26 protein-coding genes are annotated in these 26976 nt (G+C 68.8%); 13 read left to right on the top strand and 13 right to left on the bottom strand.

Going from position 1 to position 26976, the window contains the following annotated elements; all coding sequences use genetic code 11:
• Positions 1-194: 194 nt before the first annotated feature.
• Positions 195-956 (bottom strand): class I SAM-dependent methyltransferase, encoded by a 762-nt coding sequence (locus ACFV6H_RS00525; RefSeq protein ID WP_384784106.1) that lies wholly within the window; start codon positions 954-956, stop codon positions 195-197.
• Between the two features lie 88 nt (positions 957-1044).
• Here ACFV6H_RS00525 and ACFV6H_RS00520 point away from each other — a divergent pair, with 88 nt between their 5' ends.
• Positions 1045-1692: a CGNR zinc finger domain-containing protein gene (locus ACFV6H_RS00520; RefSeq protein ID WP_384976166.1), complete on the top strand. Its 648-nt coding sequence runs from the start codon at positions 1045-1047 to the stop codon at positions 1690-1692.
• Here ACFV6H_RS00520 and sodX read toward each other — a convergent pair.
• The gene (gene sodX, locus ACFV6H_RS00515) at positions 1578-2072 is read right to left on the bottom strand and encodes a nickel-type superoxide dismutase maturation protease (protein ID WP_385536766.1); all 495 of its coding nucleotides are present in this window, start codon (positions 2070-2072) and stop codon (positions 1578-1580) included. The two genes, ACFV6H_RS00520 and sodX, sit on opposite strands and share 115 nt — an antisense overlap.
• A 150-nt stretch (positions 2073-2222) precedes the next feature.
• On the opposite strand from sodX, the gene sodN reads away from it, so the two are divergent.
• Positions 2223-2618 (top strand): superoxide dismutase, Ni, encoded by a 396-nt coding sequence (sodN, locus tag ACFV6H_RS00510; RefSeq protein ID WP_066955106.1) that lies wholly within the window; start codon positions 2223-2225, stop codon positions 2616-2618.
• 123 nt (positions 2619-2741) lie between these two features.
• Here the strand turns inward: sodN and ACFV6H_RS00505 are convergent, their stop codons facing one another.
• Entirely contained in the window at positions 2742-3566 is an 825-nt protein-coding gene (locus ACFV6H_RS00505) for a class I SAM-dependent methyltransferase (RefSeq protein ID WP_385536761.1), read from the bottom strand.
• Positions 3563-6739: a BTAD domain-containing putative transcriptional regulator gene (locus tag ACFV6H_RS00500; protein ID WP_385536758.1), complete on the bottom strand. Its 3177-nt coding sequence runs from the start codon at positions 6737-6739 to the stop codon at positions 3563-3565. Before ACFV6H_RS00500 ends, ACFV6H_RS00505 begins: the two co-directional genes overlap by 4 nt.
• Before the next feature lie 764 nt (positions 6740-7503).
• Between ACFV6H_RS00500 and ACFV6H_RS00495 the strand changes: the two genes are divergently transcribed.
• Positions 7504-8274, top strand: coding sequence for a tetratricopeptide repeat protein (locus ACFV6H_RS00495; protein WP_385536755.1), 771 nt, complete (start codon positions 7504-7506; stop codon positions 8272-8274).
• A 336-nt stretch (positions 8275-8610) separates the two neighbouring features.
• On the opposite strand, the gene ACFV6H_RS00490 is transcribed toward ACFV6H_RS00495, so the two are convergent.
• Positions 8611-9855, bottom strand: coding sequence for a hypothetical protein (locus tag ACFV6H_RS00490; RefSeq protein ID WP_385536752.1), 1245 nt, complete (start codon positions 9853-9855; stop codon positions 8611-8613).
• Between the two features lie 186 nt (positions 9856-10041).
• On the opposite strand from ACFV6H_RS00490, the gene ACFV6H_RS00485 reads away from it, so the two are divergent.
• Positions 10042-10374: a hypothetical protein gene (locus tag ACFV6H_RS00485; RefSeq protein ID WP_384976176.1), complete on the top strand. Its 333-nt coding sequence runs from the start codon at positions 10042-10044 to the stop codon at positions 10372-10374.
• Positions 10375-11303: 929 nt separating this feature from the next.
• On the opposite strand, the gene ACFV6H_RS00480 is transcribed toward ACFV6H_RS00485, so the two are convergent.
• On the bottom strand, positions 11304-12275 hold the full coding sequence (locus tag ACFV6H_RS00480) for a LysR family transcriptional regulator (protein ID WP_385536748.1): 972 nt from the start codon (positions 12273-12275) through the stop codon (positions 11304-11306).
• 204 nt (positions 12276-12479) lie between these two features.
• On the opposite strand from ACFV6H_RS00480, the gene snpA reads away from it, so the two are divergent.
• Positions 12480-13142: a snapalysin gene (gene snpA, locus ACFV6H_RS00475; protein ID WP_384976179.1), complete on the top strand. Its 663-nt coding sequence runs from the start codon at positions 12480-12482 to the stop codon at positions 13140-13142.
• Positions 13143-13232: 90 nt separating this feature from the next.
• The gene (locus tag ACFV6H_RS00470) at positions 13233-13940 is read left to right on the top strand and encodes a hypothetical protein (protein WP_384976181.1); all 708 of its coding nucleotides are present in this window, start codon (positions 13233-13235) and stop codon (positions 13938-13940) included.
• Positions 13941-14152: 212 nt separating this feature from the next.
• Here ACFV6H_RS00470 and ACFV6H_RS00465 read toward each other — a convergent pair whose 3' ends face one another.
• The 4 genes from ACFV6H_RS00465 to ACFV6H_RS00450 form a co-directional block, all read right to left on the bottom strand.
• On the bottom strand, positions 14153-14599 hold the full coding sequence (locus ACFV6H_RS00465; protein WP_384784080.1) for a DUF6304 family protein: 447 nt from the start codon (positions 14597-14599) through the stop codon (positions 14153-14155).
• Between the two features lie 168 nt (positions 14600-14767).
• Complete coding sequence (locus tag ACFV6H_RS00460; RefSeq protein WP_385536743.1) at positions 14768-15319, bottom strand: GNAT family N-acetyltransferase; 552 nt, start codon at positions 15317-15319, stop codon at positions 14768-14770.
• Between the two features lie 235 nt (positions 15320-15554).
• Entirely contained in the window at positions 15555-16619 is a 1065-nt protein-coding gene (locus ACFV6H_RS00455) for a family 2 encapsulin nanocompartment cargo protein polyprenyl transferase (RefSeq protein ID WP_385536740.1), read from the bottom strand.
• A 237-nt stretch (positions 16620-16856) separates the two neighbouring features.
• Positions 16857-18263, bottom strand: coding sequence for a family 2B encapsulin nanocompartment shell protein (locus ACFV6H_RS00450; protein WP_385536737.1), 1407 nt, complete (start codon positions 18261-18263; stop codon positions 16857-16859).
• Positions 18264-18571: 308 nt separating this feature from the next.
• Here ACFV6H_RS00450 and ACFV6H_RS00445 point away from each other — a divergent pair, with 308 nt between their 5' ends.
• Positions 18572-19162, top strand: a complete 591-nt coding sequence (locus ACFV6H_RS00445) for an N-acetylmuramoyl-L-alanine amidase (protein ID WP_093597667.1) — start codon at positions 18572-18574, stop codon at positions 19160-19162.
• A 106-nt stretch (positions 19163-19268) separates the two neighbouring features.
• Positions 19269-20210, top strand: a complete 942-nt coding sequence (locus ACFV6H_RS00440; RefSeq protein WP_385536734.1) for a 1-aminocyclopropane-1-carboxylate deaminase/D-cysteine desulfhydrase — start codon at positions 19269-19271, stop codon at positions 20208-20210.
• Here the strand turns inward: ACFV6H_RS00440 and ACFV6H_RS00435 are convergent.
• Together ACFV6H_RS00435 and ACFV6H_RS00430 are read right to left on the bottom strand one after the other, a co-directional pair.
• Entirely contained in the window at positions 20207-20821 is a 615-nt protein-coding gene (locus ACFV6H_RS00435) for a TetR/AcrR family transcriptional regulator (protein ID WP_385536731.1), read from the bottom strand. The two genes, ACFV6H_RS00440 and ACFV6H_RS00435, sit on opposite strands and share 4 nt — an antisense overlap.
• A gap of 247 nt (positions 20822-21068) precedes the next feature.
• On the bottom strand, positions 21069-22670 hold the full coding sequence (locus ACFV6H_RS00430; RefSeq protein WP_385536728.1) for a Na+/H+ antiporter: 1602 nt from the start codon (positions 22668-22670) through the stop codon (positions 21069-21071).
• Positions 22671-22705: 35 nt separating this feature from the next.
• On the opposite strand from ACFV6H_RS00430, the gene ACFV6H_RS00425 reads away from it, so the two are divergent.
• From ACFV6H_RS00425 to ACFV6H_RS00415, 3 genes are all read left to right on the top strand, one after another.
• Positions 22706-22966 (top strand): UBP-type zinc finger domain-containing protein, encoded by a 261-nt coding sequence (locus tag ACFV6H_RS00425; RefSeq protein ID WP_384784064.1) that lies wholly within the window; start codon positions 22706-22708, stop codon positions 22964-22966.
• A gap of 301 nt (positions 22967-23267) precedes the next feature.
• Complete coding sequence (locus ACFV6H_RS00420; RefSeq protein WP_066950067.1) at positions 23268-23681, top strand: anti-sigma regulatory factor; 414 nt, start codon at positions 23268-23270, stop codon at positions 23679-23681.
• Positions 23682-23723: 42 nt separating this feature from the next.
• Positions 23724-24668, top strand: a complete 945-nt coding sequence (locus ACFV6H_RS00415; RefSeq protein WP_093597613.1) for an RNA polymerase sigma factor SigF — start codon at positions 23724-23726, stop codon at positions 24666-24668.
• A gap of 122 nt (positions 24669-24790) precedes the next feature.
• Here the strand turns inward: ACFV6H_RS00415 and ACFV6H_RS00410 are convergent, their stop codons facing one another.
• A complete protein-coding gene (locus tag ACFV6H_RS00410; protein ID WP_384976195.1) occupies positions 24791-25225 on the bottom strand; it encodes a hypothetical protein in 435 nt (144 codons plus the stop codon).
• A 163-nt stretch (positions 25226-25388) separates the two neighbouring features.
• Between ACFV6H_RS00410 and ACFV6H_RS00405 the strand changes: the two genes are divergently transcribed.
• Together ACFV6H_RS00405 and ACFV6H_RS00400 are read left to right on the top strand one after the other, a co-directional pair.
• A complete protein-coding gene (locus ACFV6H_RS00405; protein ID WP_385536724.1) occupies positions 25389-26357 on the top strand; it encodes a diacylglycerol/lipid kinase family protein in 969 nt (322 codons plus the stop codon).
• 316 nt (positions 26358-26673) lie between these two features.
• Entirely contained in the window at positions 26674-26931 is a 258-nt protein-coding gene (locus tag ACFV6H_RS00400) for a WhiB family transcriptional regulator (RefSeq protein WP_004937597.1), read from the top strand.
• Positions 26932-26976: the final 45 nt, after the last annotated feature.

Genomic DNA, 26976 nt, shown 5'->3' with positions numbered 1-26976 from the left:
TTTTTGGTTATTTTTGGTTTTTTTTTGTGTGTTTTTGATGGTTGGTTCCTTTTCGTGGGGGGGGGGGGGGGGGGGGGGGGGGGGGGTGCGCTCCTCCCCCCCCCCCCCCCCGCCGGTACGAGCGCCTGGCCCGTACCGCCCGCGCGGCCCATGCGCCTCATCCCGTGCCCCGTGCGCCTCAGCGCCCGCCCGGATTACTTCAGCGCGAGTACGAGCGTGTCGGAGGGCGAGGCCCATACCGCGCGCGCCTCGCCGAAGCCCGCCTCCAGGAGCGTCCGCGTGTGCCAGTCCAGGGACGGTGTGTCGCCGTCGGCGTGTTCTCCGTAGATCGCGAACCGCTCGGCGGTCGGCTCGGCGAGGACCGGGTCCTTACGGGCGAGATCCCACCACTCGGCCCAGTCGAGGGCGCCCGCGGCCTTGGCGCGGTCCATACCGGCGTGCCGGTGCGCGCGCTCCACCGCGTTGATCCGGGGCGTGCCCAGGTCCGTCATATGGTCGGCGTTCATCAGGACGCCGCCGTCCCTGACCAGCCCGGCGAGCTGTCCGTACAGCGCGGCCAGCGGCCCGGTATTGAGCCAGTGGAGCGCGGTCGCGGTGAGGACGGCGTCGTACGGGCCGGGAGGCAGCAGCCGCGTCCAGCCGGGATCCGCGAGATCCGCGGTCACGAAGCTCACGCGCTCGTCGCCGGCGAAGTAGCCGCGGGCGATGGTGAGAAGGGCCGGATCAAGGTCGACACCGGTGCTGGTGGCGCCGGGGAAGCGGCGCAGCAGCCGGTCCGTGATGCTTCCCGTACCGCACGCGAGGTCGAGCACCCTGGGCTCGGGGCCGGCCACGGCCTCGACCATGTCCAGCATCACCCGGAAGCGCTCCTCGCGGTCCGGCATGTACCACTCCTGCTGGCGGTCCCAGCTCTCCTGCCAGGCCCGCCAGTCGGTCCCGGCCGCCGTCTCTGCCATGAGCCCTCCCTTGTAATACCCTAGAACCGTAAACAGCCATTACATCCACACTCGCCCCGACTCTAGACCGCTTCCGTAAGGACTACAAGTGGAACTGGCCTCTTACTCGGACTCCGCCGTACGCCTGGTCAACACCGAGGAACCGGCCCGCGGCACGGACACCCTGACCTCGGTGGAGGCCGTACGAGCCCTATTCGGCCCCAGCTCCCAGGCGGCGCGCCGCGCGACGGACGCGGACGTCACCCGCTTCCGCTCGGTACGGGCCCGGCTGCGCGCGGTCTTCACCGCCGCCGACGCGGGCGAGGACACCCGGGCAGTGGATCTGCTCAACTCCCTGCTGCTGGAGTTTCCCGTCAGCCCGCAGATCTCCGGCCACGGCTATCTCGACGAGGAGGGCCGTCCGCGCTGGCACATGCATCTCGCGGACCATCCCTCGAACGCGACGGCCGGATACGCGGCGACCGCGGCGATGGGGCTCGCGTTCCATCTGACCGAGCACGGCGTCGACCGGCTGGGGCTGTGCCAGGCGGCGCCGTGCCGCAACGCCTATCTGGACACCTCCACCAACCGCTCGCGCCGCTACTGCTCCGACCGCTGCGCGACCCGGGCCAATGTCGCCGCCTACCGGGCCCGCAAACGCCTGGAGACCGAGCGCTCGGTCGGCACCGGCCGTACCGCCGAGACCAGTCGTACCGCCGAGACCAGCCAGGAGATGACCGCGCGCACCGAGCGCTGACCGCCCAGCGGCCGGTAGCGCGCCCTGACCCGGCCCAGCAGCAACTCCTCGGGCACCGTCCCGAACACCCGGCTGTCGCCCTCGGCACCGGGATTGTCCCCGAGCACCCACCAGCCGCCGTCGCGCCGCTCCACCAGCCGTTTCACGATCAGCAGATCCTGTTGCAGCGGATGCCTGAGCACCGCGACGTCGCCCGCCTTCACCGGGGCGCGATAGTGCACCAGGAGCTGATCGCCGTGCTTGAGCGTCGGATACATGGACGGCCCCATGACCTCGGCGATCCCCAACTGCACTCTGGGCTGCCGCCCGCGCTCCGTCCGCCCGCGCTCCGTCCGCCCGTCCTCCGTCCGCCCGTCCTCCGTCCGCCCGTGCTCCGTCATCCGGCACCTCCCGGTCCCACCGTATGTCCCGCCACCGGTCCCATATTCACCCCGGACTTTCGTCCTAAGCCCTAGGGGGCACTCGCGAAATCACGCTTCTCACCGAGTAATGTCGCACCTGAGAAGACGATCACGAGGAAGGACAGCTCCATGCTTTCCCGCCTGTTTGCCCCGAAGGTGAAGGTCAGCGCCCACTGCGACCTCCCCTGCGGTGTGTACGACCCCGCCCAGGCCCGCATCGAGGCCGAGTCGGTCAAGGCCGTCCAGGAAAAGATGCAGGGCAACGACGACGCCCACTTCCAGGCGCGCGCGACGGTCATCAAGGAGCAGCGCGCCGAGCTCGCCAAGCACCATGTCTCGGTGCTCTGGAGCGACTACTTCAAGCCCCCGCACTTCGAGAAGTACCCCCAGCTCCACCAGCTCGTCAACGACACCCTCAAGGCGCTCTCCGCCGCGAAGGCGTCGACCGACCCGAAGACGGGCGAGAAGGCGCTGGAGCTCATCGCCGAAATCGACCGCATCTTCTGGGAGACGAAGAAGGCTTGATCTTTTGATCAGCCCTTCCGACCTGTGGTTACCACCCCCACAGCGTCCACCCGACCGCACCCGGCGCCCCCAACGGCCCGGGTGCGGTCACCTTTCCGGGCCCGCGGCCTCACCTTGGGTCTCTCAGCGGTGACAGATGAGAATGCCGCCGAGACAGGTGATCTCGAACGCCCCGTGCCGGGTGATGTGGTCGACAAGGATGGAGCGGGCCCGGTCGATGGTCGCGTCGAAGGGCACGTCGTGCTGGTCCGCCCACGCCCGGTAGGAGGCCAAGTGCGCGATGGCCGGCTCGGGGTCGCGGACGGTGACGGTGCCGGGCAGTTCGATCGTCTCCACGCGGCTGAACTCCTCGCCGAGGAAGGCCGGTGCCTTCTCCAGGGTGAAGCGCGCGCCGAGCGAGATGCGGGCCGGGCCGCGTCCGGTGCCGAGGACATCGCCTGCGGCCCGTTGCCACAGGTCGTCGAGTTCGGCCTTGTCCCGTTCTCTGTTGGTGGAGGCGACCACCAGCCCGTCACGGGCGACGACGCGGGACAGCTCCCGCACTGCCTGGGGGATGTCGGGGACGTGGTAGAGCATGTGCAGCGCCAGGGCGGCGTCGACGCTCGCCGTGGCCAACGGCAGGCGAGTGGCGTCCGCCACTGCGACGGGGCCAGGCACGCTGGCGAGGATGCCGGGAGCAATGTCCAAGCCGAGCAGGGCCAGATCGGGCCGGTCCTCGCGAAGCCGCTGGATGAACTTGCCGTTGCCGCAGCCGACATCGACCACGCGCCCGTCCCCGCGCACGCCGCTCAGCTTCTCGGCGACGATGCCTGGCAGGTCGTAACGGGGCGTCTGCCACTGGTAGAGCGACTGTCGGGCGGCCAGGTCCCGGTCGCTGCTGTAGGCGCTCCCGGCGAGGCGACGCCGGTCGGTGACGGCGGCGTCGTGTGCGGCGGAGAGGTTGGTCACGTCGGCGGCTCCGGAGGACGGGCGGCGGGTGAGGCCGCGAGTACACATTTGACCGCGCTGGTTCCGGCGCGCAGGTTCTTCAGTTCGTCCATCGCCTGGGCGGCTTCCTTCGTCGCGCCGATTCGGCTGGCCAGTGCGAAGGCCGCCTCCAGGTGCTCCGCGGCGGAACCGAGGTCACCGAGACGGTGCTCGGCCGTGCCCAGGCCTCTTTGGGCTTGGGCCTCTTCATGTGCCGCGCCGATGCTTCTGGCCAGGTCGAGAGCTCGTCGGTGGTGTGCCGCCGCTTCGACGGTTCTGTCGGCCGTGTGATAGGCGACGCCCATCCGGTAGAGAGTGATGGAGGCGTTGCGTCGGTCTCCGAGACGCTGAAACGTGAGCAGGGCCTCGCCGTACAGTTCCAGCGCCGCATTCGTCTCGTCGGCCGTGTCCATGGTGTTGGCCAGATTGACCTGTGCGATTGCGTGCGCCGATGGCATTCCTGCGGTGGCGATGAGTTCGAGGGATTCTCCCAGGATGCGACGGGCGGAATCCCTGTCCCCTGTTTCTATCCGCAGGTCCGCGAGATTGTTCAGAACATGAGACTCTCTGCGGGTGTCTCCGGCTTCCCGGAATCCGGCAAGGGCCGCTCGGAAGGATTTCTCCGACTCCGAGTAATTTCCCAGGAAAAGATGGGTGATGCCCAAATTGTTGTGTGAGCGTGCGATCAACCAGGCGTCGCCGGAGTGTCTTCGCAGTGCCAGTGCGGCGTTCTGGAAGGAAAGAGCCTCCTCCAGCCGGCCGCGGTTCCAGCTCAGCAGGCCCAGAAGATGAACAGCCTCGGCCTTCGCCATGGCATCGCCCAGGGCGCTCGCCACGTCCAAGGCGCGCTGCGCCGAGGCGAGTGCCTGCTCGTAGTGGCCCGAGTGCGACAGGGCATCTCCCAGGTCGACCAGGGCGTACACCTCCGCCAGGCGGTTGCCCGTCTCGCGCCAGTAATCGGCGGCAGGTCCGTGCATCTGCCGGGCCACGCCCCAGTAGCCGTCGTCATCGAGGAATCCTCCCAGAGCGTGTGCGAGCAGCGCGGCCTGCCAAGGTCTGCCATGAGCGCGGGCATGGCTTTCGGCGGCGATGAGGCCCATGCGTTCCTGGGTGAGCCACTGCTTCGCGGCCTGGGCATCGCTCCATATGGGCAGCTGCGAAGGGAGGGAGTCGTGCGGAAGGTCGAGCCGGAGGCGCCGGGAATGGGTCAGTTGCGCCGCCGCGCGGGATGCCTGCACATAGAAATCTATGACTCGTCGAATCGCCGGATTGCGGTCCTCCGTCAGATCTTCGGTGGCGGTGAGTGTGCGGGCGTACTCCCCGACAAGATCGTGGAAGCGATACCGGTCCGGCGCCGGCTCCTGTAGCAGGTGCGCATCGAGGAGTGCGTCAAGAATTCTCTCCGCGGAATCCATGTGATAACCCATCAGGGCCGCTGCGGCGTGCGGTCCGAAATCAGGACCGAGATGAAGACTCAGCAGGCGGAATGCCGCCTGCTGATCTTCTGTGAGGGTGTAGTAGGACATGGCGAATGCTCGTGCGATTTCCCGGTAGCCATCCCTTATCTCGCCGATTCGTCCGGGCTCCCGGGACAGCTTCTGAATCAGATGGGACATTGTCCATGAAGGGCGTGAAGCCATGCGTCCGGCGGCCAGTTCAATGGCGAGAGGAAGGTGTCCGCACAAGCGGACGATCTCGAAGACCTCGGTTTGATCTTCAGTGCGTTCCTCGCCCACGAGCCGGCGGAACAGGGCGACGGCGTCCTCTGCGGGAAGGACGTCCAGAAAGAGCAGACGCACACCGGGCAGTCCGGTCAGCCGGCGCCGGCTGGTGATGATGATCAGAGACGGAGAGGCGCCGGGGAGAAGCGGGCGGAGCTGCTCGGCGTCGACCGCGTCGTCGAGGATAACGACCGCGCGACGGTTACCGAGCAGAGTGCGCCACAGCGCGCTCAGTTCACCTGGATCGTCGGGTATCGCTGATGCGGAGACACCGAAGATACGGAGCAGAGTGGAAAGGGCGGCCTGAGGGCTCAGTGGCTGCCGACGCGCAGAATGCGCGCCCAGATCCAAATGGACCAGCCCATCGGGAAAGAGTGGAGCCAGGCGCCGTGCGAGATGCAGGGCGAGAAGAGACTTTCCGACGCCGGCCATACCCGTGATCGTCTGCAATGCGATGACCGCACCGTCTGCCGGAGGCTTTTGGAGGATGCGCATCTCCCGCTGCCTGCCGATCAGATCACCGTGGCTCGGCAGAGTGTTCGGGACGCCCTTGGCCGGTGCCCGCCGACCGAGCAGATCTGTCACGGGAGCCTGATTCAGAATGAGCCCGTGCAGCCGGGAGAGGGACTGACCGGGACTGGCGCCGAGTTCCTCTCTCAGCCGTCGCCGTACGGCGTCGTACGTACGAAGGGCATCCGCCTGACGGCCATAGGCATAATTGGCGATCACGAGTTTACTCGCGATGTGTTCATCGGTGGGATGCTGTTCCAGCAGTGTGGTCAAGTCCGGTATCAGATCGGCGAAATGACCCATGCGCAATTCGATGTCGATCCGGGTCAGAGTCGCGGCAAGGCGCTTGTCCGCGAGATTGGTACGGACGCTCTCGGCCCATAGGCCCGGCAGGCCGGAGAGCGGATCACCGCGCCACAGTCCGTCCGCCTGCCTGAGGAGATCGAGCGCCTGAACGTCCTCACCACTGTCGGACAGCGAACGGGCAAGAGTGACCAGACGCTGGAAGCGATGTGCGTCCACCTTCTCAGGATGTACGTTCAGGGTGTAGGCATGCGCCTGTTGGGCCAGATAATCCTGGCCGGAGCCAATACGCAGTGTCCGTCTGATCCTCGCGGCGTACGCGTGAAGGCTCGCGCGCGGTTTGCCCGGCGGATTGTCGTCCCAGACCCGCTGGATCAACGTGTCAAGAGTGACCGGCCGACCCGCGTCAATCGCCAGCGCTGCAAGAACCAACCTCCCCTTGGCCGATCCGAGCAGATCACTGCGCCCGTCCACATGCAGTTCGACGGGCCCCAGGACGAGAATCTTGAAGGTCACCAGCGCCCCAATCGCCGGCCCACATTCGCTGGCCCGGTACTCAGGATGGCACGATGCCAACTTCGTGCAAAGGATGGCATCACCGGAGTGCTCAGCTTGGCTCAAATACTCTCTTCGCTGAACTCTTCGGCCTGTAGTGGCGTCGACGTGGGTAAATCTCAAGCCATCAGAGCAGTCGCGGCTCATCCCGCCTGGGGGCAACGGGGGAAGGTGGCGGAAATGGAACCGGTCACGGCTGCGGAACTGGCGAGTGTGCTGACCGCGGCAACGGGAAATCCGGAACTTTGGCGGGTACTCGCCGAGGCGGTGCGCAAGGCCATGGGTCCGATGTCGGAGAGGCTTCTCCAGGAATGGGCCGAGGCCGATGCAGAGCCGGGCACGGCGGATCGATTCCGGGCACTGGCCGAGGCGCTGGCCGGCCAGGCGGCCACCTCGCCGCAGCTCACACAGGATCTGCGGTGGTGGATCACGTCGGTCACCATGTCCATGAACGTGGACAACGCTGTCACGGAGGGCACGACGGTCAGCGGTTCCGTTGTCCAGGCCGGGCAGATTCTCGGAGGAGTGCACTTCCACGCCTCACCAGGACCGGAGGCAGCCATTCGGCCCGCTGTGGTGCCGCATCAACTTCTTCCGGTTTCACGGCATTTCATGGGCCGGACGACGGAACTCGCGGCCTTGGACGAACTCATGGGACGGTCCGGGAACAGTCCGGTATTGGCGGTGATAAGCGGACCGGCCGATGTCGGCAAGACGGCACTGGCATCTCGCTGGCTGGGCAGCCGGGCCGGAGAGTTTCCGGACGGGCAGTTGTTACGCGGACCTGCGCGGCTTCGCCGACATCGGCCGACCAGGGCTGGGACACCACCGTGTGGCAGCTCGCGGACGCGCTCTGGCCCTTGTTCCTCAGGCTGCGTCCCTACGCGTTGTGGATCGAGGCGTACGAGACCGGACTGGCCGCCGCGGAGCGGCTCGGGGACCGGCAGGCCGTGAGCCGGATGCTCACCTCCGGTGGTGCTGGTCTGCGTAACGCCGGGCGCTACGACGATGCCGCCCGGTGGTTCGCCCAGGCCAGGGACGGTGCCCGGCGGGACGGCGATACGGGTACCGAGGCTCAGGCCCTGCACGGTCTCGGCCAGACACACCGGCTCGCCGAACGGCTCACGGAGGCCGCGGACTTCTTCGGTCAGGCACTCGAACTGCGCGAAACGATCGGCCATCGGCGCGGTGCGGCACTGACCAGACTCTGCCTCGGTGATGTCGCTCTGGCCGCGGACCGTCCCGAGCGGGCCCTCACCTTCCTCGTCCGGGCACGCGCCGATCTGCTGGCCGAGGACGATGCCTACGATGCGGCACGGGCCCTGGCTTTCCTCGGTCGCGCCCGCGCCGGAAGTGGTGACCACGAACTGGCGGAGCGTCAGTTGATCCAGGCACGCGACGAGTTCGCGGCAGCCGGTTCGGTGCACTGGCAGGCGCGGGTGCTGGAGATGCTCGGAGAGAGTGCCGAGGAGCGCCGGGACACGGCGAGAGCCAGGGACTGGTACGAACAGTCCCTGGCCCGTTACACGCCGGTCAGCACGGCCGACGCGGCTCGTGTGGAGACCCGGCTGCGTCGGCTCGGCCGTCGGTCAGGGCCCTGATCACCTCCCGATGGAGAAGAGAGGCGAGTCGCGCACAACAGTGGTGGGGAGACGTGGCACGGATCGGGAGCGTCACTGCCCGGTCCCCGTCACGGATGGCGGCCCGGTAGTCCCCGTCGGTGCACCGTACGACGATCAGGAGACAGCCTGGGTAGTCCCTCAGCGTCCGAACGGCCAGCCGTTCCGCGTCGGCGGGCGGGCGCGGAAGACTGCCGTACAGCACGTCGGCGCACTGCCGCCACACTTCCGCCGCGCCGCCGTCCAGGTCGATGGTCAGATGCCCGTCGGCGAACACGCTCCCGCAGCCTCCTTCCGTACGCTCATGCTTCCGTACGCTCATGCCGATATCTCCGTCGCTCCGGCACCGGACTCAAGGCCCGATGGCATCGGCAGATGCTGGGTCACCGGCTGGAACGCGGGCTCGCCCAGTCCCAGAAGCCGGTAGATCAGCCGCCGCATCCGCCGGTTGAACCGTCCCGGCTCCGAGGAGATCCGCGCCGCGATCCGCGCGTACTCCTCGGCCGGACGCTCGGCCGCCGCGTACGCGAGCTGTTCCGGCAGCGGATGGGACGGCGAGAGCGAGGGAGCGATCCGCGCCAGTTCGGCTCCCGGGGAAGCCGTGTTGACATCCCGCTCCGGAAAGCGGGCCAGCAGGATGGCCGCCTCGGTCAGCGTGGCGTACAGGGTGACGGACCCGTGGTCGCCGATGACCCAGTCCGCCGCGATCAGCGGGGCGCGCCAGTCGGCTTCCGGAGGGATGACCGCCACACCGCGCCGCCGGAAGGCGGAGAGCCAGGCGCGTACCTGCCAGTCGCCGTGGCCGGCGGCGACATTGGGGTGCACCAGCACGGCGATACGGTAGCCCTTGCGCGGAAGCTCCGTCAGCAGCCTGGGCAGCAGGGTGTCCAGCCGGTTGAAGGACGAGCCGAGGCCCCAGGTGCAGGACACCAGGATCAGCTTCTGCCCGGGACGCACGCCCAGTGCCCTGCGGTACCGCTGACGCAGCGGCAGGCTCACCGCGATGCGGTCGTGGCAGGCATCACCGACCACCTCGGCCACGGGCAGGGCCTCCGGGCACCAGCGTTCCAGGGTGGTCAGATCGTCGCGGTGGGCCAGGGCGAGTGCCTTCGGTACTACCTTCCCGTCCCACATCAGGTACTGGCGCCCCATGCCACTGACGGTCCGTGACGCCTCCAGCGTTCGGTCGTCGGCCACCCGCGACAGCTTCATATGGCCGACTCCGTGCGGCATACGGATCAGTGGAGCACGGATCTGCTCCACTCCCTGGGATCCGGCGGCCAGTGCGAGATCGAACTCGGTCCTTACTGCCTCCTCCCAGGGCAGCAGGGTGTTCCCCATTTCACGCAGAGTCCGCGCGGCGCCCCCGTTGAACGCGTGCGGTGCGATGGTGAAGAACACCTGGATCCGCAGATCGGATTCCAGCAGCGGCAGCAGTTCCCGCAGCCGCTGCGCGTACACCTCGGTGTGCGCGACGATCAGCACTTTTCTGCATCCGGCCAGTGTCAGCCACTGGCTGGGCTCCGGCTGTGCGGGACCTATGGGTCCCTTCACATCAATCATTGCTTCCCCCGACGTTCCTTCTCGGACCTTTCGAGGCCGGGATGCCCGCCGAACCGGGTGGAAGTCTTGCCGGGCGCTTGCAGAATCCTTGCAGGGCCGGAGCGTGTCGGTCCGCTAATGTCGGTGTCTTCGAGAGGTCGCCTCTTGGGCGGACGGGCCTCTTGGGCGGACGGCGGGAGAGAGCCGGTGGGCTTTACGGACGAGGTCTGGCGCGTGGTGGCGCGCGAGGACGGGCGAACGGTCGGACACATCACCATCGAGGTGGCCGACTTCCCTTGGCTCAGCGGCCGGTTCACGCCCGGCCCGGCCTTCGAGTCGGTACGGCCGCTCTTCGACCACGAACTGGCGCTGCTCGACCGCATCGACGAGAACCAGGCCGCGTGGGAGGCGTCGTACGACGCCGTCGAGCGCGCGGTCTCCCTCCACTCGCCGACGGGCCCCGTCGCGGAGTTCCTCCTCCACATCAAGGGCGACCGAGCCTGGTTCCGCTGGAGCGACACCCCGTTCCCGGAGGACTGAGCCCGTGGACAGCGAAATCGCCGCGGGGTAGGACGGCAAACGAGGCTCCTGGTTGGAGCATCAGGTCTTGGTCGACAGCTCACGAGGCCATGAGTGCACGTCGGCGTCTTCGCGTATGCGTGCCTTGCGGAACACGGTCGGAGGTCGCCCCGCGCGATCGAGGGGCTTCCTTCGGGGAGCCGAAGGGCAGGGCCCATCCATCGTGTCGTTGCGCCCGCCCACCGTGGTCACCTGTCACACGTAGCGAGGACCGGGCGGCGACAACAGTCGCGATAGCACTGAGCGACGAATCCGCATGATCACGGAGCGTGAGCGGCAAGGTCAGCCGTCACCCGTGACCTTGCCCGACCAGCCCTGACCTGGCCTTTGGGGGCGCACAACGAGCGCGTGCGCCCCCTGTCTCAACCCGTTTGAGGGCGCGTGACGGCGCCGGGCGGTGATCTAGGGCTGGATCCTCCCCTAGACTGCAAACCCCGCCAAGTGTTTGTCCCAGACATGTGTGCGGCAGGCCACTCCTGCGGGGCATTCGGCGCACTGATTCACGTTCACGACAGCTAGGACACAACGGAAATATGCGGACTCCGGTCAAGAAGGTCACGAAGGTCACACTCGTGGTGCTCATTTGCATTCCTACGTTTGCCACCTTGGGGCTGAAGATCGCGGACAATCTCGCTGAAGGTCGGCACAGCTCGACGTATATAGCGTCCGGTCTTCGATAAGCGTCTGGGCGCATCCGAATGGCTGCCGCGCACACCCTCGCGAGGTGCAGCCGCTTCCGTAGCGTCTGAATCGAAATCGCATGGCATGGCCCACACCCTCATGGATCCAGCCATGTACAACGACGGTCCGGCATCAACGGACCGTCGTTGTCGTTGTCCTTGTCGTTGTCGTTGTCCAAATCTCCTTCCTGTTGACTGTTGAGGGCGTGCTCAAAGCGCCGGGGCGTGCAGTAGTGGGCTTTTGTTGCGGGTGAGCCAGAGGCGGTAGTCGGTCGCTCCGAGGGCAGCTTCGCGGTAGGCCTCTTCCAGGTCCGGGTAGACCTGGGCGCCTATGGAGGTCTCCTCGGTCGTGGGGCCCGGGCGGGAGAAGAGCAGTAGGCGTACTGCCAGCGGGTCGTCTCTCAGTGGTCTGATCGCCATGTCCTCGCGTGGGCGTGAGGTGGGCTGGCAGGGTGCTACCGCCTCGCCGACCGCGATGAGTGACGCGGCCGTCAGGTAATCGCCGTGCAGTACGGGCGGGTTGAGGCCGGCCGCGCCTAGTACGCGGCGTAGGGCGTCCCATTCGCCGTCCACCGTGGGATCGACCATCCAGCGGTCGTCGGCGAGATCGGCGAGTTCCACCACCGGGCTGGCCGCCGCCGGGTGGTCGCGGGCCATGGAGATGAACTGCGGTTCCCGCTCGACCAGTACCCGCATCTCCAGTCCCTCCGGGACATGGAGCGGGCAGCCCTCCACCTCGTGCACGAAGGCCACATCGAGCTGGCCCGCCGCGACCGTCCGCAGCAGCGCGTTGGCCGAGACATCCATCTGGAGCGAGATGTCCGTGCCCGGCAGCCGCTGCCGGAGCCGACGCAGCCAGCCCACCAGCGCGCGGCTCGCGGTGGAGCCGATCCGCAGCCGCGGGCCGCCGGCCGCACCGGCCGCCGCCCGCGCCTCGGCGACCAGCGCGGCCAGCCCGGAGACCAGTGGCCGGGCCCGGCTCACCACGGAGCGGCCCAGCGGAGTGGGCCGGCAGCCGGTGCGTTCACGCGAGAACAGCTCGGCGCCCAGGGAGTTCTCGATACGCCGTAGCTGGGTCGTCAAGGACGGCTGGCTCACGCCCAATTGTCGTGCTGCCTTGTGCAGACTGCCGGTATCGGCGATGGCGCACAGGGCTCGCAAGTGCCTCACCTCCAGCTCCATGCCCCGAGAGTAGAGCCGCCTCATGAGCCGCACCAGGTGCCCAAATCGCAGTAATTAGCGGCGCATTCACTGAAAGTCGGCCAGGGTGATGCGCTGGTGCTATCGGGAATTGACATCATCCGCCGGGCGCCCGGCTCACCGAGACTCTCCCGTACCGAACCCGTTCACCGGTTCCGTTCACCGGACGAGTAGGGAGCCCCCCACATGAAGCACCCCAAGACGGCGATTTCCGCGATCTGCGGAATTGGTCTGGCATTCGCGACCGCGTTCAGTGTCGCACCCACGGCCACCGCCGCCGACACCGCCACCACCGCATCCGCGGGCGCCGGTTCGTACGCCGCCTACGCGGGCTCGAAGGCGGAGGCCGCCGCCAACAAGGCGTTCTTCGACGCCGTCCTCAAGTCGGTGGCCGAAAAGCGCGCCGCGAATCCGGGCGTGCAGGCCGTCACCGTGGTCTACAACGCGTCGAACGCGCCCAGCTTCGCCGGTCAGATAGCCAGCAGCACATCGATCTGGAACAGCGCGGTCACCAATGTGAAGCTCCAGGCCGGCAGCAATGCCGACTTCGCGTACTACGAGGGAAATGACTCGCGGGGCTCGTACGCGAGCACCGACGGTCATGGCCGGGGTTATATCTTCCTGGACTACCGGCAGAACCAGCAGTACAACTCCACCCGCGTCACCGCGCACGAGACCGGGCACGTGCTCGGCCTCCCGGATCACTACTCCGGTCCGTGCAGCGAGCTGATGTCGGGCGGCGGCCCCGGTACGTCCTGCCAGAACGCCCAGCCGAACGCGGCCGAGCGCTCCCGGGTGAACCAGCTCTGGGTGAACGGCCTCGCCGCCGCGATGGCGAAGGTGTCCTGACCTCACGCTCGACACCTCATGCTCGACAGGGGCGCCCCGAACCGCACCAAGGGGCGCCCCTTCCCTCGTTCCCCTTGGTAACGTCTCTCGGTGGACTTCAGTACGGACACCGGCGCGTCGCCGAACGAGTCGCCGAACGACGAGTTCGGCCGGGCCATCGAGGGCGATTTCGAAACGCATGTGACGGTACGGGCCGACCGGCCGGACACGATCGCGTCGCTCGGCGCATGGGCGGCGGCCCACGGCCTCAAACTCACCCATATCGTTCTGGACCGCGGTCGCACGCCCTCCCAGCCGATGCTCACCCTGCACGGCACGGGCAGCCTGGACGAGCAGCGCCGCGCGGCCGAGGAGTGCACGGAGCGCCTGGCGCGGGCCGGATTCACCGTCGTACGGACGAAGATAGAGGCGGCGCCCTGGAACGCGGGCGTACCGCAGACCGACGCCGAGGCCGCGACGCTCCCGGCGCACTGCCACTTCGAGCACCACATCAAGTTACGGCTGCCGATCCCGTACGACACCAAGCGGTTGACCGCGGTGGTCGAAGGGCACTCCGCGCATGTCTCGCGCAACGCCCGGCGTGTGCTGTCGGGCGGCGTCCAGGAACGCTTCGTCACCCAGCGCGCCCGCGGTGTCGGCCGCCCGACGGCACGCGCCCGGCTGGACGCGCTGCTCGACGGGCTCATCGCGGCCGGTTTTCAGCCGGTCGACATCGAGGAGGAGTTCGTCCTCCACGACGACAACCCGGCGGTGGACGGTGGCTGGATCGAGGAGTCGGCCACCTCGCCGAACGGCTGAGGCAGGCGGTGGCTCGGGCGTACGGGCTCGAAGGCCAGAGGGCCCGGACCGTCCGGGGCCAGGATCTCGGCTCCGGGCTCAGGCCCGGAGCATCGGGCGCCGCCTGGAGACGGTAGCGCTACGGGGCGGGCGAACCGGGTGTCCGGGCCGCGCCACGTGGCCGGTTCGCCCGGCCGGTTCGCCTGCGCTTCGGGCGTCATGACCTCACGCCATCAGGCCGCACCTACCAGCGACTTGCCGCCCAGCTCCATGCCGGGCGGAAGCTGGCGCCGGATACGGTCCAGGGCCTCCTCGAATCCGCCGCCGGCAATGCCCGACGCATAGGCCGCTCCGCCGAAGTGGAGCGTGAGGCTCAGCTCCGGTCCCCGGCCGCCCGAGGCCTCGGCGCCGCGCTCGCCGAGCGCCAGCAGACAGCTCAGCGTGGCCTGCTGGACCGTGCCTTCCGAGGCGACGGGCAGCGGGATGTCCCACTCCATGACGCACGACGACAGAGCCTCGCCCGCCCCTACCGCTTCCAGCGCGGCGAAATCCGCTCCTTCGTACTCAACTCCTCTTATTCGGGTGCGCACTTGCCGCCCACCCGCGGTGAGGGTGATCGCTTCCGCCCCCTGGCGGTCCCGGTACCAACCCGCCCATGTGTCCGTCGACTCCGCTGTCATGGCGCGGACTGTAGCGCTAGCGGATCTTCCCTCGCAGCACGGGTCACCGCTTCCTGTCGTACTTCCGGACAAGTACACCGTTCCCGAAACTCCGCGCCCTCCCCGACATGAGGGCATCGACGGCGAGAACCGGCCACCGGGCGCACCCCGGCACGCAGCGCGCGGCGCTCAGCCGTCCCGCGGCTCACGCCACATCGGCCACATGTGCGGCCCGTCCGGCAGATCGACCGTGGTGCCCATGAAGGCGAAGCCCAGCCGCTCGTACAGCCCTCGGCTGCGCTCGCTGCTCGCCTCCAGATAGGCCGCGACGCCGTCCCGGTCACAGCGCTCCAGCACCGGCTCGATCAGCGCCCGGCCCAGGCCGCGGCCCTGGTGCTCCGGGGACACCGCGATCATCATCAGATACTCGTGCGCCCGGTCGTGCGGATGGATCGCACCCGTCAACCGGCCGACCAGCTCGGTCCGTTCATTGTCCGGATCGGCCGTCTCCCGCATCAGGGCCGGAGTGTCGTCCTCGCCCTCGGGCGCGCCCGCCGGCACATGGAGCCAGAGGGCCATGGCCGTCTCGTCCTCCATGATGTCGACCCACCCGTGCGCGAGCGCGATATCGGCGAACACACCGAGGAAGAGGCCGTGCACCTTGTGCCGATGGGCCGCGTCGGGAAAGACCCAGCAGCTCACCGGATCGTCGTCAAAGGCCTCTTCGAGCAGCCGTACCAAGGTCGCCCGGTCGCTCAGCCCCGCCCGTCGGATCCGCGTACTCCCGTTGCTCCCGTTGCTCCTGGTGTTCCCGCTACTCCGGCTGCTCCCGTTACTCTCCGTGCTCCCTGCTCTCCCTACGCTCCCCGCGCCCATCACTCGGCCCTCCTCATGGATCGCCACCCAGGCCCTGTCCGGACCTCGCCGACCGTCAATCCGACGCTGCGATCTTAGAGTTGGGCCGCCCGGCGCAAGCTCAGCGGGTACGCCGCGTGACGAACTCCGCCAGGGCCAGCAGATCGCCCGCCGCCGTCAGATCAGGGACCGCCCGGGAGAGCTGGTGGACCGCCCGGGACATCCGGTCCGCTGCCTGGTGCTGTGCCCAGTCGCGCCCGCCCGCCCGCTCGACGGCGGACGTCGCGCGCCGGACCGCGTCGGCATCCATCGGCGCCCGGTACAGCTCGGCCAGTTCCTCGGCCGCCGGAGTGCCCGAGGACAGGGCCGCGACCACCGGCAGGGACTTCTTGTGGGCCACCAGATCGGCACCGGCCGGTTTGCCCGTACGGTCCGGATCGCCCCAGATCCCGATCAGATCGTCGATGAGCTGGAAGGCGAGGCCCGCCTCCCGGCCGAAGGTGTCGAGCGCGGCGACCTGCTCCTCCCCCGCGCCCGCGTACAGCGCACCCAGGGCACACGAAGTGCCCAGCAGGGCGCCCGTCTTGGCGGTCGCCATGGCGACACACTCGTCCAGCGAGACATCGTGCGGATCGCGCTGCTCGAAGGCGCAGTCCGCCTGCTGGCCCGCGCACAGCTCGATGACACAGGCCGCGAGCCGGGCCGCGGCGGCGCCCGACGCCGGGTGCGGGTCCTCGGCGACCAGCCGCAAGGCGAGGGCCATCATGGCGTCGCCCGCGACGATGGCGTCCGGTGTGCCGAAGACCTTCCAGGCGGTGGCGCGATGCCGTCTGGTCGGGTCCTCATCGATCACATCGTCGTGGAGCAAGGTGAAATTATGGGCCAGCTCCACGGCGACGGCCGCCCGTACGGCCTGCTCCGGATCGCCGCCCAGCGACCGGGCGGCGGCCAGGACGAGCGCCGGCCTGATCGACTTGCCGGCCCGCCCGGAGGCCGGTGTGCCGTCGGCGTGCTCCCAGCCGAAGTGGTACATCGCGATCCGGCGCAGGGAGACGGGCAACGACTCGACGGTGGAACGCAGTTCGGGATGGACGGCGGTGCGGGTGCGCTCCAGGAGGGCGACGGCCTCCTGGCCCTCGGCCGCGGCGTCGGCGCCGCTCTCGACGGCGGCATCCGTGGTGGTCATGGTCACTTCCTCTGCGGCATCTGTGGGACCGGGGCATGGGCAGAAGTGGGGCAATGCGGGCCTGAGGGATTGCCGGTCTGCCGGTCCGACGCATTACGGGACCGACGCATTACGGGACCGGGGCAATGTGGCGCCGGACCCGGGTGGGCCGGCCGTACGGCTCCGTACGCTCCCGTACGGTCCGTACCGCCGCCGACCCACCCGAAGCCCCGGAGCGGTCACCTCACCGCCGGCGCCTCACTTCCAGCGGCCCACTTCCACGTTCTCCAGCACTCCCAGGGCGTCCGGCACCAGAATCGCCGCTGAGTAGTACGCCGTGACCAGGTACGAGATGATCGCCTGCTCGTCGATACCCATGAAGCGGACCGACAGACTGGGCTCGATCTCGTCCGGGATACCGCTCTGCTGGAGCCCGACGACTCCCTGCTCGGCCTCGCCCGTACGCATACAGATGATCGAGGTCGTCCGGGCGTCGGAGATCGGGATCTTGTTCGACGGGAAGATCGGCACACCGCGCCACGCGGGCACATGGTGGCCCGCGACCTCCACACTGTCCGGATAGATCCCGCGCCTGTTGCACTCGCGCCCGAAGGCGGCGATGGCGCGCGGATGCGCCAGGAAGAGCTTCGAGCCCCGGCGGCGCGAGAGCAGCTCGTCCATGTCGTCCGGGCTCGGACCGCCGTCGTGCGGCTGGAGCCGCTGTCCGTAGTCGCAGTTGTTCAGCAGACCGAACTCGCGGTTGTTGATCAGCTCGTGCTCCTGGCGCTCGCGCAGCGCCTCGACCGTGAGCCGCAACTGCTGCTCGGTCTGGTTCATCGGCTGGTTGTAGAGATCGGCGACCCGGCTGTGGACCTTCAGCACCGTCTGCGCGACGCTCAGTTCGTACTCGCGCGGCGACGCGTCGTAGTCGACGAACGTATGCGGTACGACCGCCTCGCCGACATGGCCGGCGGACAGATCGATCTCGGCCTCGCCGTACTTGTTCGTCCGCTGGTGCGGTACGAAGGCCAGCGACGCCAGATGGCCGCTCAGGGACTCCGCGCGCTCCGCGAGGTTCAGTACATCGCTCCTGCTCAGCACCAGTACGGTGCACGCGGTCGCCGCGCGCGCCGTGTATCCCCAGGTGGCCTCCCCGTCCACCAGGGCCTGGTCGCCCAAGTACGCGCCGTCGGCGAGCACTTCGAGGACCGCCTCGTCCCCGTACGGGCCCGTGCCCACCTTCTCGACCCGGCCGTGCGCCAGGAGATAGACCCGGTCCGCCGGGTCGCCGGCGGCGGCCAGGACCTCGCCCGCCGCGAACTCCCGCTGCTCGCACCGGCGTGCCAGCTCCGTGAGCACCTCTTCGTCGCCGTACTCGCGCAGCGCCGGCAACTCCCCCAGCTCGGCGGGAATGACCGTCACCCGGTCTCCGGTCTGCACGAAGGTCACTCGCCCGTCACCGACGGCATAGCTGAGCCGGCGGTTGACCCGATAGGTGCCGCCCTGCACCTGGACCCACGGCAGCATCCGCAACAGCCACCGCGAGGTGATCTCCTGCATCTGCGGTACCGATTTGGTGGTGGTCGCCAGGTTCCGGGCGGCGGCCGTTCCCAGACTCTGCTGGGGCGGCGACTGCACTGCGCGGACCTCGTCACCAACCGACATGAAGTCTCCCTCTCGATCATGTGCTGACCTGCAAGCAGAAAGCTTCCAGCACAGGGAGTGCGTGCGCCATTACACAAACGAGTGGGACTGGATCACGCTGTACGGGGCAGAACACACCGAATTTCATCCTGTCGGCCCAATCCGCCGGGCCGTCAGCCCGACCCGCCGGGCCCTCGGCTCCCGCCATGTCCGGATCGGCTCGCACACCGTCCGAACGGCTCGTGACACCGTGCGCCTCCGGGTAGCAAGCCGCGGTACGAGACATTCCGCCGCCGGCCGGAAGCTCGCCCACCCGAAGGGAGTCGGCCATGGCCCGACCCATGTCCGCGGGACGTTTTCTCGACGCGCTCACGAGCGAGGGCCTCACGGTCGTCGAAGTCGGCGACTGGCGTACCCACAACCGGGACCACAAGGGCCCTTGGGGCCCGGTCCACGGTGTGATGATCCATCACACCGTCACGCGCGGCACCGACGCCACCGTACGGCTGTGCAAGAACGGCCACTCCGCCCTGCCGGGACCGCTCTGCCACGGTGTGATCGCGAAGGACGGCTCGGTCCATCTCGTCGGCTACGGCCGCGTCAATCACGCCGGACTCGGCGATGTCGAGGTGCTGCGGGCCGTGATCGCGGAGAAGCGGCTGCCGCCCGACAACGAGGCCAACACCGACGGCAACCGCTACTTCTACGGCTTCGAGTGCGAGAACCTCGGTGACGGCGAGGATCCGTGGCCCGACGCGCAGTTGGAGGCCGTCGAGAGGGCCGCGGCGGCCGTCTGCCGGCACCACGGCTGGACCGCCGCGTCGGTGATCGGGCATCTGGAGTGGCAGCCCGGGAAGGTCGATCCCCGGGGCTTCACGATGGCGTCCCTGCGCGCCCGCGTCCAGGACCGCCTCAAGTGAGGCCCGCGTCTCATGTGTGCGCCGCGTCTCACATACGGACCGCGTCTCACGTACGGCCCGCACCTCACATACGGCCCGATCCGACGGCGGGCCCGACAATGGCGAGGTGACCTCCTACGAAGCGCTCGATCCCGGAGCCCTGCGGCCACGGCTCCCGTCGCCGCTGCGGCCGGCCGAGGACGAGCGCTTCGCCCGGCACGGCGTACGGCTGCTCCTCAAGCGCGACGATCTGATCCATCCCGAGCTGATCGGCAACAAGTGGCGCAAGCTGATGCCGAATCTGCGGGCCGCCGCCGCGGCCGGCCGGCGGACTCTCGTCACCTTCGGCGGCGCGTACTCCAACCATCTGCGCGCGACGGCGGCGGCCGGACGGCTGCTGGGCTTCGGCACCGTGGGGATCGTACGCGGCGAGGAACTGGCCGGCCGGCCACTGAACCCGTCACTCGCCCGGTGCGCGGCCGACGGGATGCGGCTGTGCTTCCTGGACCGCGCGGCCTACCGCCGCAAGGCCGAGCCTCCGGTCGTCGGCGCCCTTCTCGCGCGCGAGGGCCTCGATCCCGGCGCGGTGTACGTCGTGCCCGAGGGCGGCAGCAACGAGCTCGCCGTACGCGGATGTGCGGAACTCGGCCGGGAGCTGCGCGGTACGGCCGAGACCGTCGCCGTCGCCTGCGGTACGGGCGGAACGCTGGCCGGACTCGCGGCCGGGCTCGGTGCCGGACAGCGGGCGCTGGGCTTTCCGGTCCTCAGAGGCGGCTTTCTGGACCGGGAGATACGGGACCTCCAGCGCGCCGCGTTCGGCGGCCCGGCCGGAGAGTGGAGTCTGGACGACCGCTTCCACTTCGGCGGCTTCGCCCGTGTCCCCGGAGAGCTCGACGCATTCGCCGAGGACTTCGAGGAGCGGCACGGGCTCGCGGTGGAACGTCTCTATGTCGCCAAAATGCTGTATGGACTTACGGTCCTGGCGGAGGAGGGCCTCTTCACACCCGGCACGACGGTGGCCGCCGTCATCACCGGCGGCCCGGAGCCACACGAGCCGCCGGAACGCTAGCGCGCGGAAGCGGAAGCGGAAGCAGACGCGGGCGCGGGCGCGGACGCCGGAGCGCCGAAGCGCAGGCCGTCGATGATCAGATCGAGCAGCCGCGCGGCGCGCGCCTCGCCCTCCTCGCCAGGGCTGATCCGCCAGAGGAAGCCCAGCACCAGCAGCACATCGTCCGGATCGGTGTCCGGCCTGATGGCGCCGACGTCCTCGCAGGCGCGCAGCAGCAGCGTGAGGGCCCCGGTGACCAGTTCGTAGGTCTCACCGGCGAGGGCCTCGTCGGTGAGGGCGTGCAGAACGTCCGACAGGCCGTGCTTGACGCGCCCGTAGTGCGCCAGCCGGTCGAGCCACAGCCGCAGGGACTCCATCGGCGTGTGCTCCGCCAGCAGTTCGGGAGCGTACGCGCCGAGCCGCTCCACCTCGTGGCGGTAGACCGCCATGATCAGCGCCTCGCGCGTGGGGAAATGGCGGTAGAGCGTTCCCGGGCCCACGCCCGCCTGCTTGGCGATGGAGTTCAGCGACGCGTCGTTCGAGGCGGCGAACGCGTCCCGCGCGACCTCGATGATGCGGGCGCGGTTCTGCCGCGCGTCCGACCGCACGGGCTCGTTCCGCTGCTCGGTCATGCCGTCCTTCCGCCCTCTCATCAGGGACCGTACCGGTCCGTCCGTCTACCGGAGACCTCTCCGGTCAAGCTTAGAGCACACCCCACACACGCATGGGATGCGCGGATCCGGCAGGCAGTCCACCGGCCCGGACAGGTCGGCACGGGCCGGCACAGGCCGACGCAGGCCGTCCCGGCAGGCGCCAAACCGCCCCAGCCGCACCGGAGTTCCGGACCGCCACCGGCCCCCGCCACCGGCCCGCGCCCGCTCACGGCGCACCGTCCTCCCGGTACGCCGCCGCCTCCTCCAAGTCCAGTCTGCGCAGCAGCGTCCGCATCATCTCGTCGTCGATCCGCCGCCTGTCCCGCAGCTCCACGAAGACCGCGCGCTCCGCCTCGATCATCTCGCCCGACAGCCGCCTGTAGGTCTCGTCCGCCGACTCGCCCGTCACCTCGTTGACCGCCCCGAGCCGTTCCCACACCGCGTTACGGCGGCGCGCCAGGACCGCGCGCAGCCGCTCGGCCAGCGGCTCGGGCAGCGCGTTGCGCTCGTCGGCCAGCAGTTCGTCCAGCCGCCGCTCCGCCGCCGCGGACGCCTCGCTCTGCGCCTGCGCCTCGGCCAGCGTCTCGGCCTGGCGGTCGCGGCCCGGCAGCTTCAGCATCCGGATCAGCATCGGCAGCGTGAGCCCTTGTACGACCAGGGTGCCGATCACCGTCGTAAACGTGAGGAACAGCACCAGATTGCGCCCGGGAAACGGCCGGTGGTCCTCCAGTGTCAGCGGAATGGAGAACGCGATCGCCAGCGACACCACTCCGCGCATACCCGCCCAGCCGACGATCAACGGCGCGGTCCAGGTGGTCTCCGGCTCGCGCTCCCTGATCCGCCGGAACATCGCGCGCGGCAGGAAGGTCGCCGGATAGACCCAGACGAACCGGACCACCACCACCGCCACGAACACACCGACGGCATAGAGCAGCGACTCGCCGACGCCGTACTCCCCGAGCCCTTCCAGCACCACCGGCAACTGGAGCCCGATCAGGGCGAAGACCGCCGACTCCAGGATGAACGCGACCATCTTCCACACCGCGTGCTCCTGGAGCCTGGTCGCGAAGTCCACCTGCCAGGAGCGGTGTCCCAGATAGAGCGCGACCACCACGACGGCGAGCACGCCCGACGCGCCCACCTGCTCGGCCAGCGCGTAGGCGACGAACGGGATCAGCAGCGAGAGGGTGTTCTGGAGCAGGGCCTCCTTGAGATGCGTACGCAGCCAGTGCAGCGGCACCATCAGCAGCAGACCGACACCGATGCCGCCGAGCGACGCCAGCGCGAACTCCCGCAGTCCGCCCGCCCAGGTCGCGCCCGCGCCGACCGCCGCGGCCAGCGCCACCTTGAACGCGGTGATCGCGGTGGCGTCGTTCACCAGCGACTCGCCCTGGAGGATGGTGGTGATCCGGCTCGGCAGCCGGAGTCTGCGGGCGATGGCCGTGGCCGCCACGGCGTCCGGCGGCGCGATGACCGCGCCCAGCACCAGGGCCGCGGTCAGCGGCAGATCGGGCACCAGCAGATAGGCAAGCCAGCCCACCACGACCGTGGCGAAGAGGACATAGCCGACCGAGAGCAGGGCGACGGGCCGGATGTTCGCCCGCAGATCGAGATACGAACTGTCCACCGCGGCCGTGTACAGCAAGGGCGGCAGCAGCAGTGGCAGCACGATGTGCGGATCGAGTGTGTAGGTGGGCACGCCCGGCACGTACGAGGCGATCAGTCCCGCCGCCACCAGCAGCAGCGGTGCCGCCACGGGTGTCCTGCGCGCGGCACCGGCGATCGCCGCGCTCGCCGCCACCAGCGCCACCAGGGGCAATACGTCCATCCCACCGTCCTCACACGCGTCGTAACCTGGTCATCATGAGTGAGTGCCCCCATGTTGCGGAACTTCCGCGTCCCGAGCCCGCCCCACGGGGTGAGACCTGCGTGGAGTGTCTCGCGGTCGGCGGCCACCCGGTCCAGCTGCGGCTCTGTCTCGTCTGCGGACAGGTCGGATGCTGTGACTCCTCCCCGTACCAGCACGCCACAGCACACTTCAAGGAAACGGGCCACGCGGTGATGCGGAGCTTCGAACCCGGCGAGAGCTGGCGTTGGTGCTATGCCGACGGTTCGATCGTCTGAGCCGAGGGTTCGATGACGATTCGATCGTGTCCGGGCCGACGGTTCGATCGTTCGAGGGCTGGGTACGTCAACCCTCCCCCGGTTGCTCGTAATTGAGCATCGCAGACCTCTAGCCACTTTCTGTGTTCATGTGCTTACCATGAGTGACAGTCGTCGGACGGGGGTCCCCGGCGACACGGCACCACGGAATCGCGATAGCGTCGCCAGTCCAGACCGGCTACGTACCGACTACGTACCGCGAGGCTTCGGGACATCCCCCGTCCCGGAGCCCTGAAGAGCTTGTGCCACCTTGGAGGTGAGGGTGTCCCAGATCGCAGGCGAGCCCGGGACCCAGGACTTCGTGGAAGTCCGGCTGCCCGCTGCGGGTGCCTACCTGTCCGTGCTGCGTACGGCCACGGCCGGCCTCGCGGCGCGCTTGGACTTCACCCTCGACGAGATCGAGGACCTGCGTATCGCGGTGGACGAGGCCTGCGCGATCCTGCTTCAGCAGGCCGTACCGGGCTCCGTTCTGAGCTGTGTCTTCCGCCTTGTGGAGGACGCGCTCGAAGTGACCGTCTCGGCTCCCACCACGGACGGGCGCGCGCCGGAGCGCGACACCTTCGCCTGGACGGTGCTCTCGGCGCTGGCCGGCAAGGTCGACTCGACGGTGGCGGAGGACCGTACGGTCACCATCAGCCTCTACAAACAGCGCGGCGCGGGACCCGGGCCGGCGTGACGAACGAGGAACGGGGACGGTCCGGTGCGTGACGAGGGGCGCATCCCACGGGAACCGCGGGGAGGGCACGAAGCTCCCGAGGAGCTGGTGCTCGCCCCCGCGGGCATCCCGGAGCAGCAGGCCCGTCCCCACCCGGAGGACGGACTTGACGGCCACACGGCCGCGGCGGAGCAGGCGCAGGCAGAGCGGGCGGCCTTTATGAGCGAGCAGCACAACGAGAAGCACCACGATCCACATGACCGCAGCGGTGCGCGGGCGATGTTCGTCGAGCTGCGCAAGCTGCCCGACGGCTCGCCCGAGCGGGCCGCCCTCAGAAACCAGCTGGTGCGGATGCATCTGCCGCTGGTCGAGCATCTGGCGAGACGGTTCCGCAACCGCGGCGAGCCGCTGGACGATCTGACACAGGTCGCGACGATCGGCCTGATCAAGTCGGTGGACCGGTTCGATCCGGAGCGCGGTGTCGAGTTCTCGACATACGCGACACCGACGGTGGTCGGCGAGATCAAGCGGCACTTCCGGGACAAGGGCTGGGCGGTGCGGGTGCCGCGCCGGCTCCAGGAGCTCCGGCTCTCCCTGACGACGGCCACGGCCGAACTCTCCCAGCAGCACGGCCGTTCGCCCACGGTCCATGAGCTGGCGGAGCGGCTCGGTATCTCGGAGGAAGAGGTCCTGGAAGGTCTGGAGTCCGCCAACGCGTACTCCACACTGTCGCTGGACGTCCCGGACACGGACGACGAGTCACCGGCGGTGGCGGACACACTGGGCGCGGAGGACGAGGCGCTGGAAGGTGTCGAGTACCGCGAGTCGCTCAAGCCGCTGCTGGAGGATCTGCCGCCGAGAGAGAAGCGGATTCTGCTGCTCCGCTTCTTCGGCAATATGACCCAGTCGCAGATCGCGCAGGAGGTCGGTATCTCGCAGATGCATGTCTCGCGTCTGCTGGCCCGCACTCTGGCGCAGCTCCGTGAGCGGCTGCTGGTGGAGGAGTAGGAAGGGCGTTACGGAGCGCAGAGAAGCGTTACGTCACCGGGGTTACGTCAAGGGCCCGGCCGTACGGGACGTGCTTGCTCAGACGTCGCGGGCCGGGCTGCGGATCAGGCGTCGGTTACGCATCAGGCGTCGCGGGCCGGGCCACGGATGCCGAGGGCTTCCGTGGTCGTCGGGTTGACGATCAGCACCAGACCGGTCACCGCGACCACCGCGAGCGCGATCCCGGCCGGGATCAGTCCGCCCGAGGCGCGCAGCAGCGTCCAGGCGACGGGCAGCGCCATGATCTGGGTGATCAGCGCCGGGCCGCGGCTCCAGCCACGGCGCAGCAGCAGTCCCCGGGCGGCGAGCAGCGGGATGACACCGAGCACGATCAGCGTGATGCCGCCCATCTCCGCCTGCTGAGGGCTGTCGGGCCGCCCGAGCACACCCATCACCAGCAGATACACACCGCCGACGACCAGCGCCAGGGCTTCGAGCCCGCAGACGGCGGCGGCTGCGGTCAGTCGCGCGGGACGCGACGAGGGCGCGGGGACGGTGGTCTCTTCACTGCTGCTCACCCTTGCAGGGTAACCACAGCCCGTAGGCGAGACTCCTGGCAGGCCTGTACGCGAGGCCCTCCGCCAGGCCCGTACGGCACCCTCGGCAGGCCCGGCCCGTACCGCGATGGGCCCCGCCGTCCCGGAGACGACCCTTCCGCGCCCGGCCGGTAATCTGCTGGGCATGCGCGCACTCCTTGTGGTCAATCCGGCAGCAACCACCACCAGTGCACGCACCCGCGACGTCCTCATGCACGCGCTCGCCAGCGAGATGAAGCTGGAAGCGGTGACCACGGAATACCGTGGGCACGCCCGTGACCTGGGCAGACGCGCCGCGGACTCGGACGATATCGAGCTGGTCGTCGCGCTCGGCGGCGACGGCACCGTCAACGAGGTCGTCAACGGTCTGCTCCACAACGGCCCGGATCCGGACCGGCTGCCACGGCTCGCGGTGGTGCCCGGCGGCTCGACCAATGTCTTCGCCCGCGCGCTCGGGCTGCCCAATGACGCGGTGGAGGCGACGGGCGCGATCCTGGACGCGCTGGCCTTGCGGAGCGAACGTACGGTCGGTCTGGGACTGGCGGCCGGTACGCCCGGGACCGAGGACGAGGCGGTGCCGTCCCGCTGGTTCACCTTCTGCGCCGGCTTCGGTTTTGACGCCGGTGTGATCGGCCGGGTCGAACAGCAGCGGGAGCGCGGAAAGCGTTCCACACACGCTCTTTATGTGCGGCAGGTCGTACGGCAGTTCCTGGAGGAGCCGCACCGCAGACAGGGCCTCATCACACTGGAGCGTCCCGGCGCGGATCCGGTCGAGGATCTTGTGCTGTCCATAGTCTGCAACACCGCGCCCTGGACCTACCTGGGCAATCGTCCGCTGTACGCCTCTCCCGAGGCGTCCTTCGACGCGGCCCTGGACATCCTCGGGCTGACCAGATTGTCGACAACCGCGGTGGCCAGATATGCCACGCAACTGCTCACATCGAGCCCCGAGCGGGGCCCTCATGGACGGCACGCGGTGTCTCTTCATGATCTGACCGACTTCACCTTGCATTCCAAGGCACCCCTCCCTCTACAGATGGACGGAGACCACCTCGGACTGCGTACGAGCGTGACGTTCACAGGCGTACGCCGTGCACTGCGTGTGATTGTGTGAGTGGAAGGGGCCAAAGTCCTTTCACTCGAACGTTTAGGCTGGGATCCACCCCATGGAAGTACGGCTGTGACCTAGTCGACACCGAGGAATCAAAAAAAACTTTTCAGAAGGGGTTGTATCCGCCGCCGAGGTTTGCGAATCTCTACTTGGCGATCGGGACGGCCCGCAACATCGGCCTCCCTGAGAACCGGAACCCCTCCTCATTCCAAGGACCACACCAGTCCATCTGGCGGTCGGCCCTTCCCTTGTCGAGGGATTCGTGAAAGCGTTCACATTCACAAGCAATCTGCACGTAATACCAAGAGAGGTAGCAGCCATGGACTGGCGTCACAACGCCGTTTGCCGCGAGGAAGACCCCGAGCTGTTCTTCCCCATCGGCAACACCGGTCCTGCGCTGCTGCAGATCGAGGAAGCCAAGGCCGTCTGCCGTCGCTGCCCCGTCATGGAGCAGTGTCTGCAGTGGGCGCTCGAGTCCGGCCAGGACTCGGGTGTCTGGGGTGGCCTCAGCGAGGACGAGCGCCGCGCTATGAAGCGCCGCGCCGCTCGCAACCGGGCGCGTAACGCGACCGCCTGAAGCACCCTGCACGAGCCTCAGCCCGGCGGAGCGTACAGCGTGTAC

It is taken from the genome of Streptomyces sp. NPDC059743 (assembly GCF_042732975.1).
Taxonomy (GTDB): Bacteria; Actinomycetota; Actinomycetes; order Streptomycetales; family Streptomycetaceae; genus Streptomyces.
Note: the sequence above shows the minus strand (reverse complement) of the source record. Positions and strands in the feature narration are given on the sequence as shown.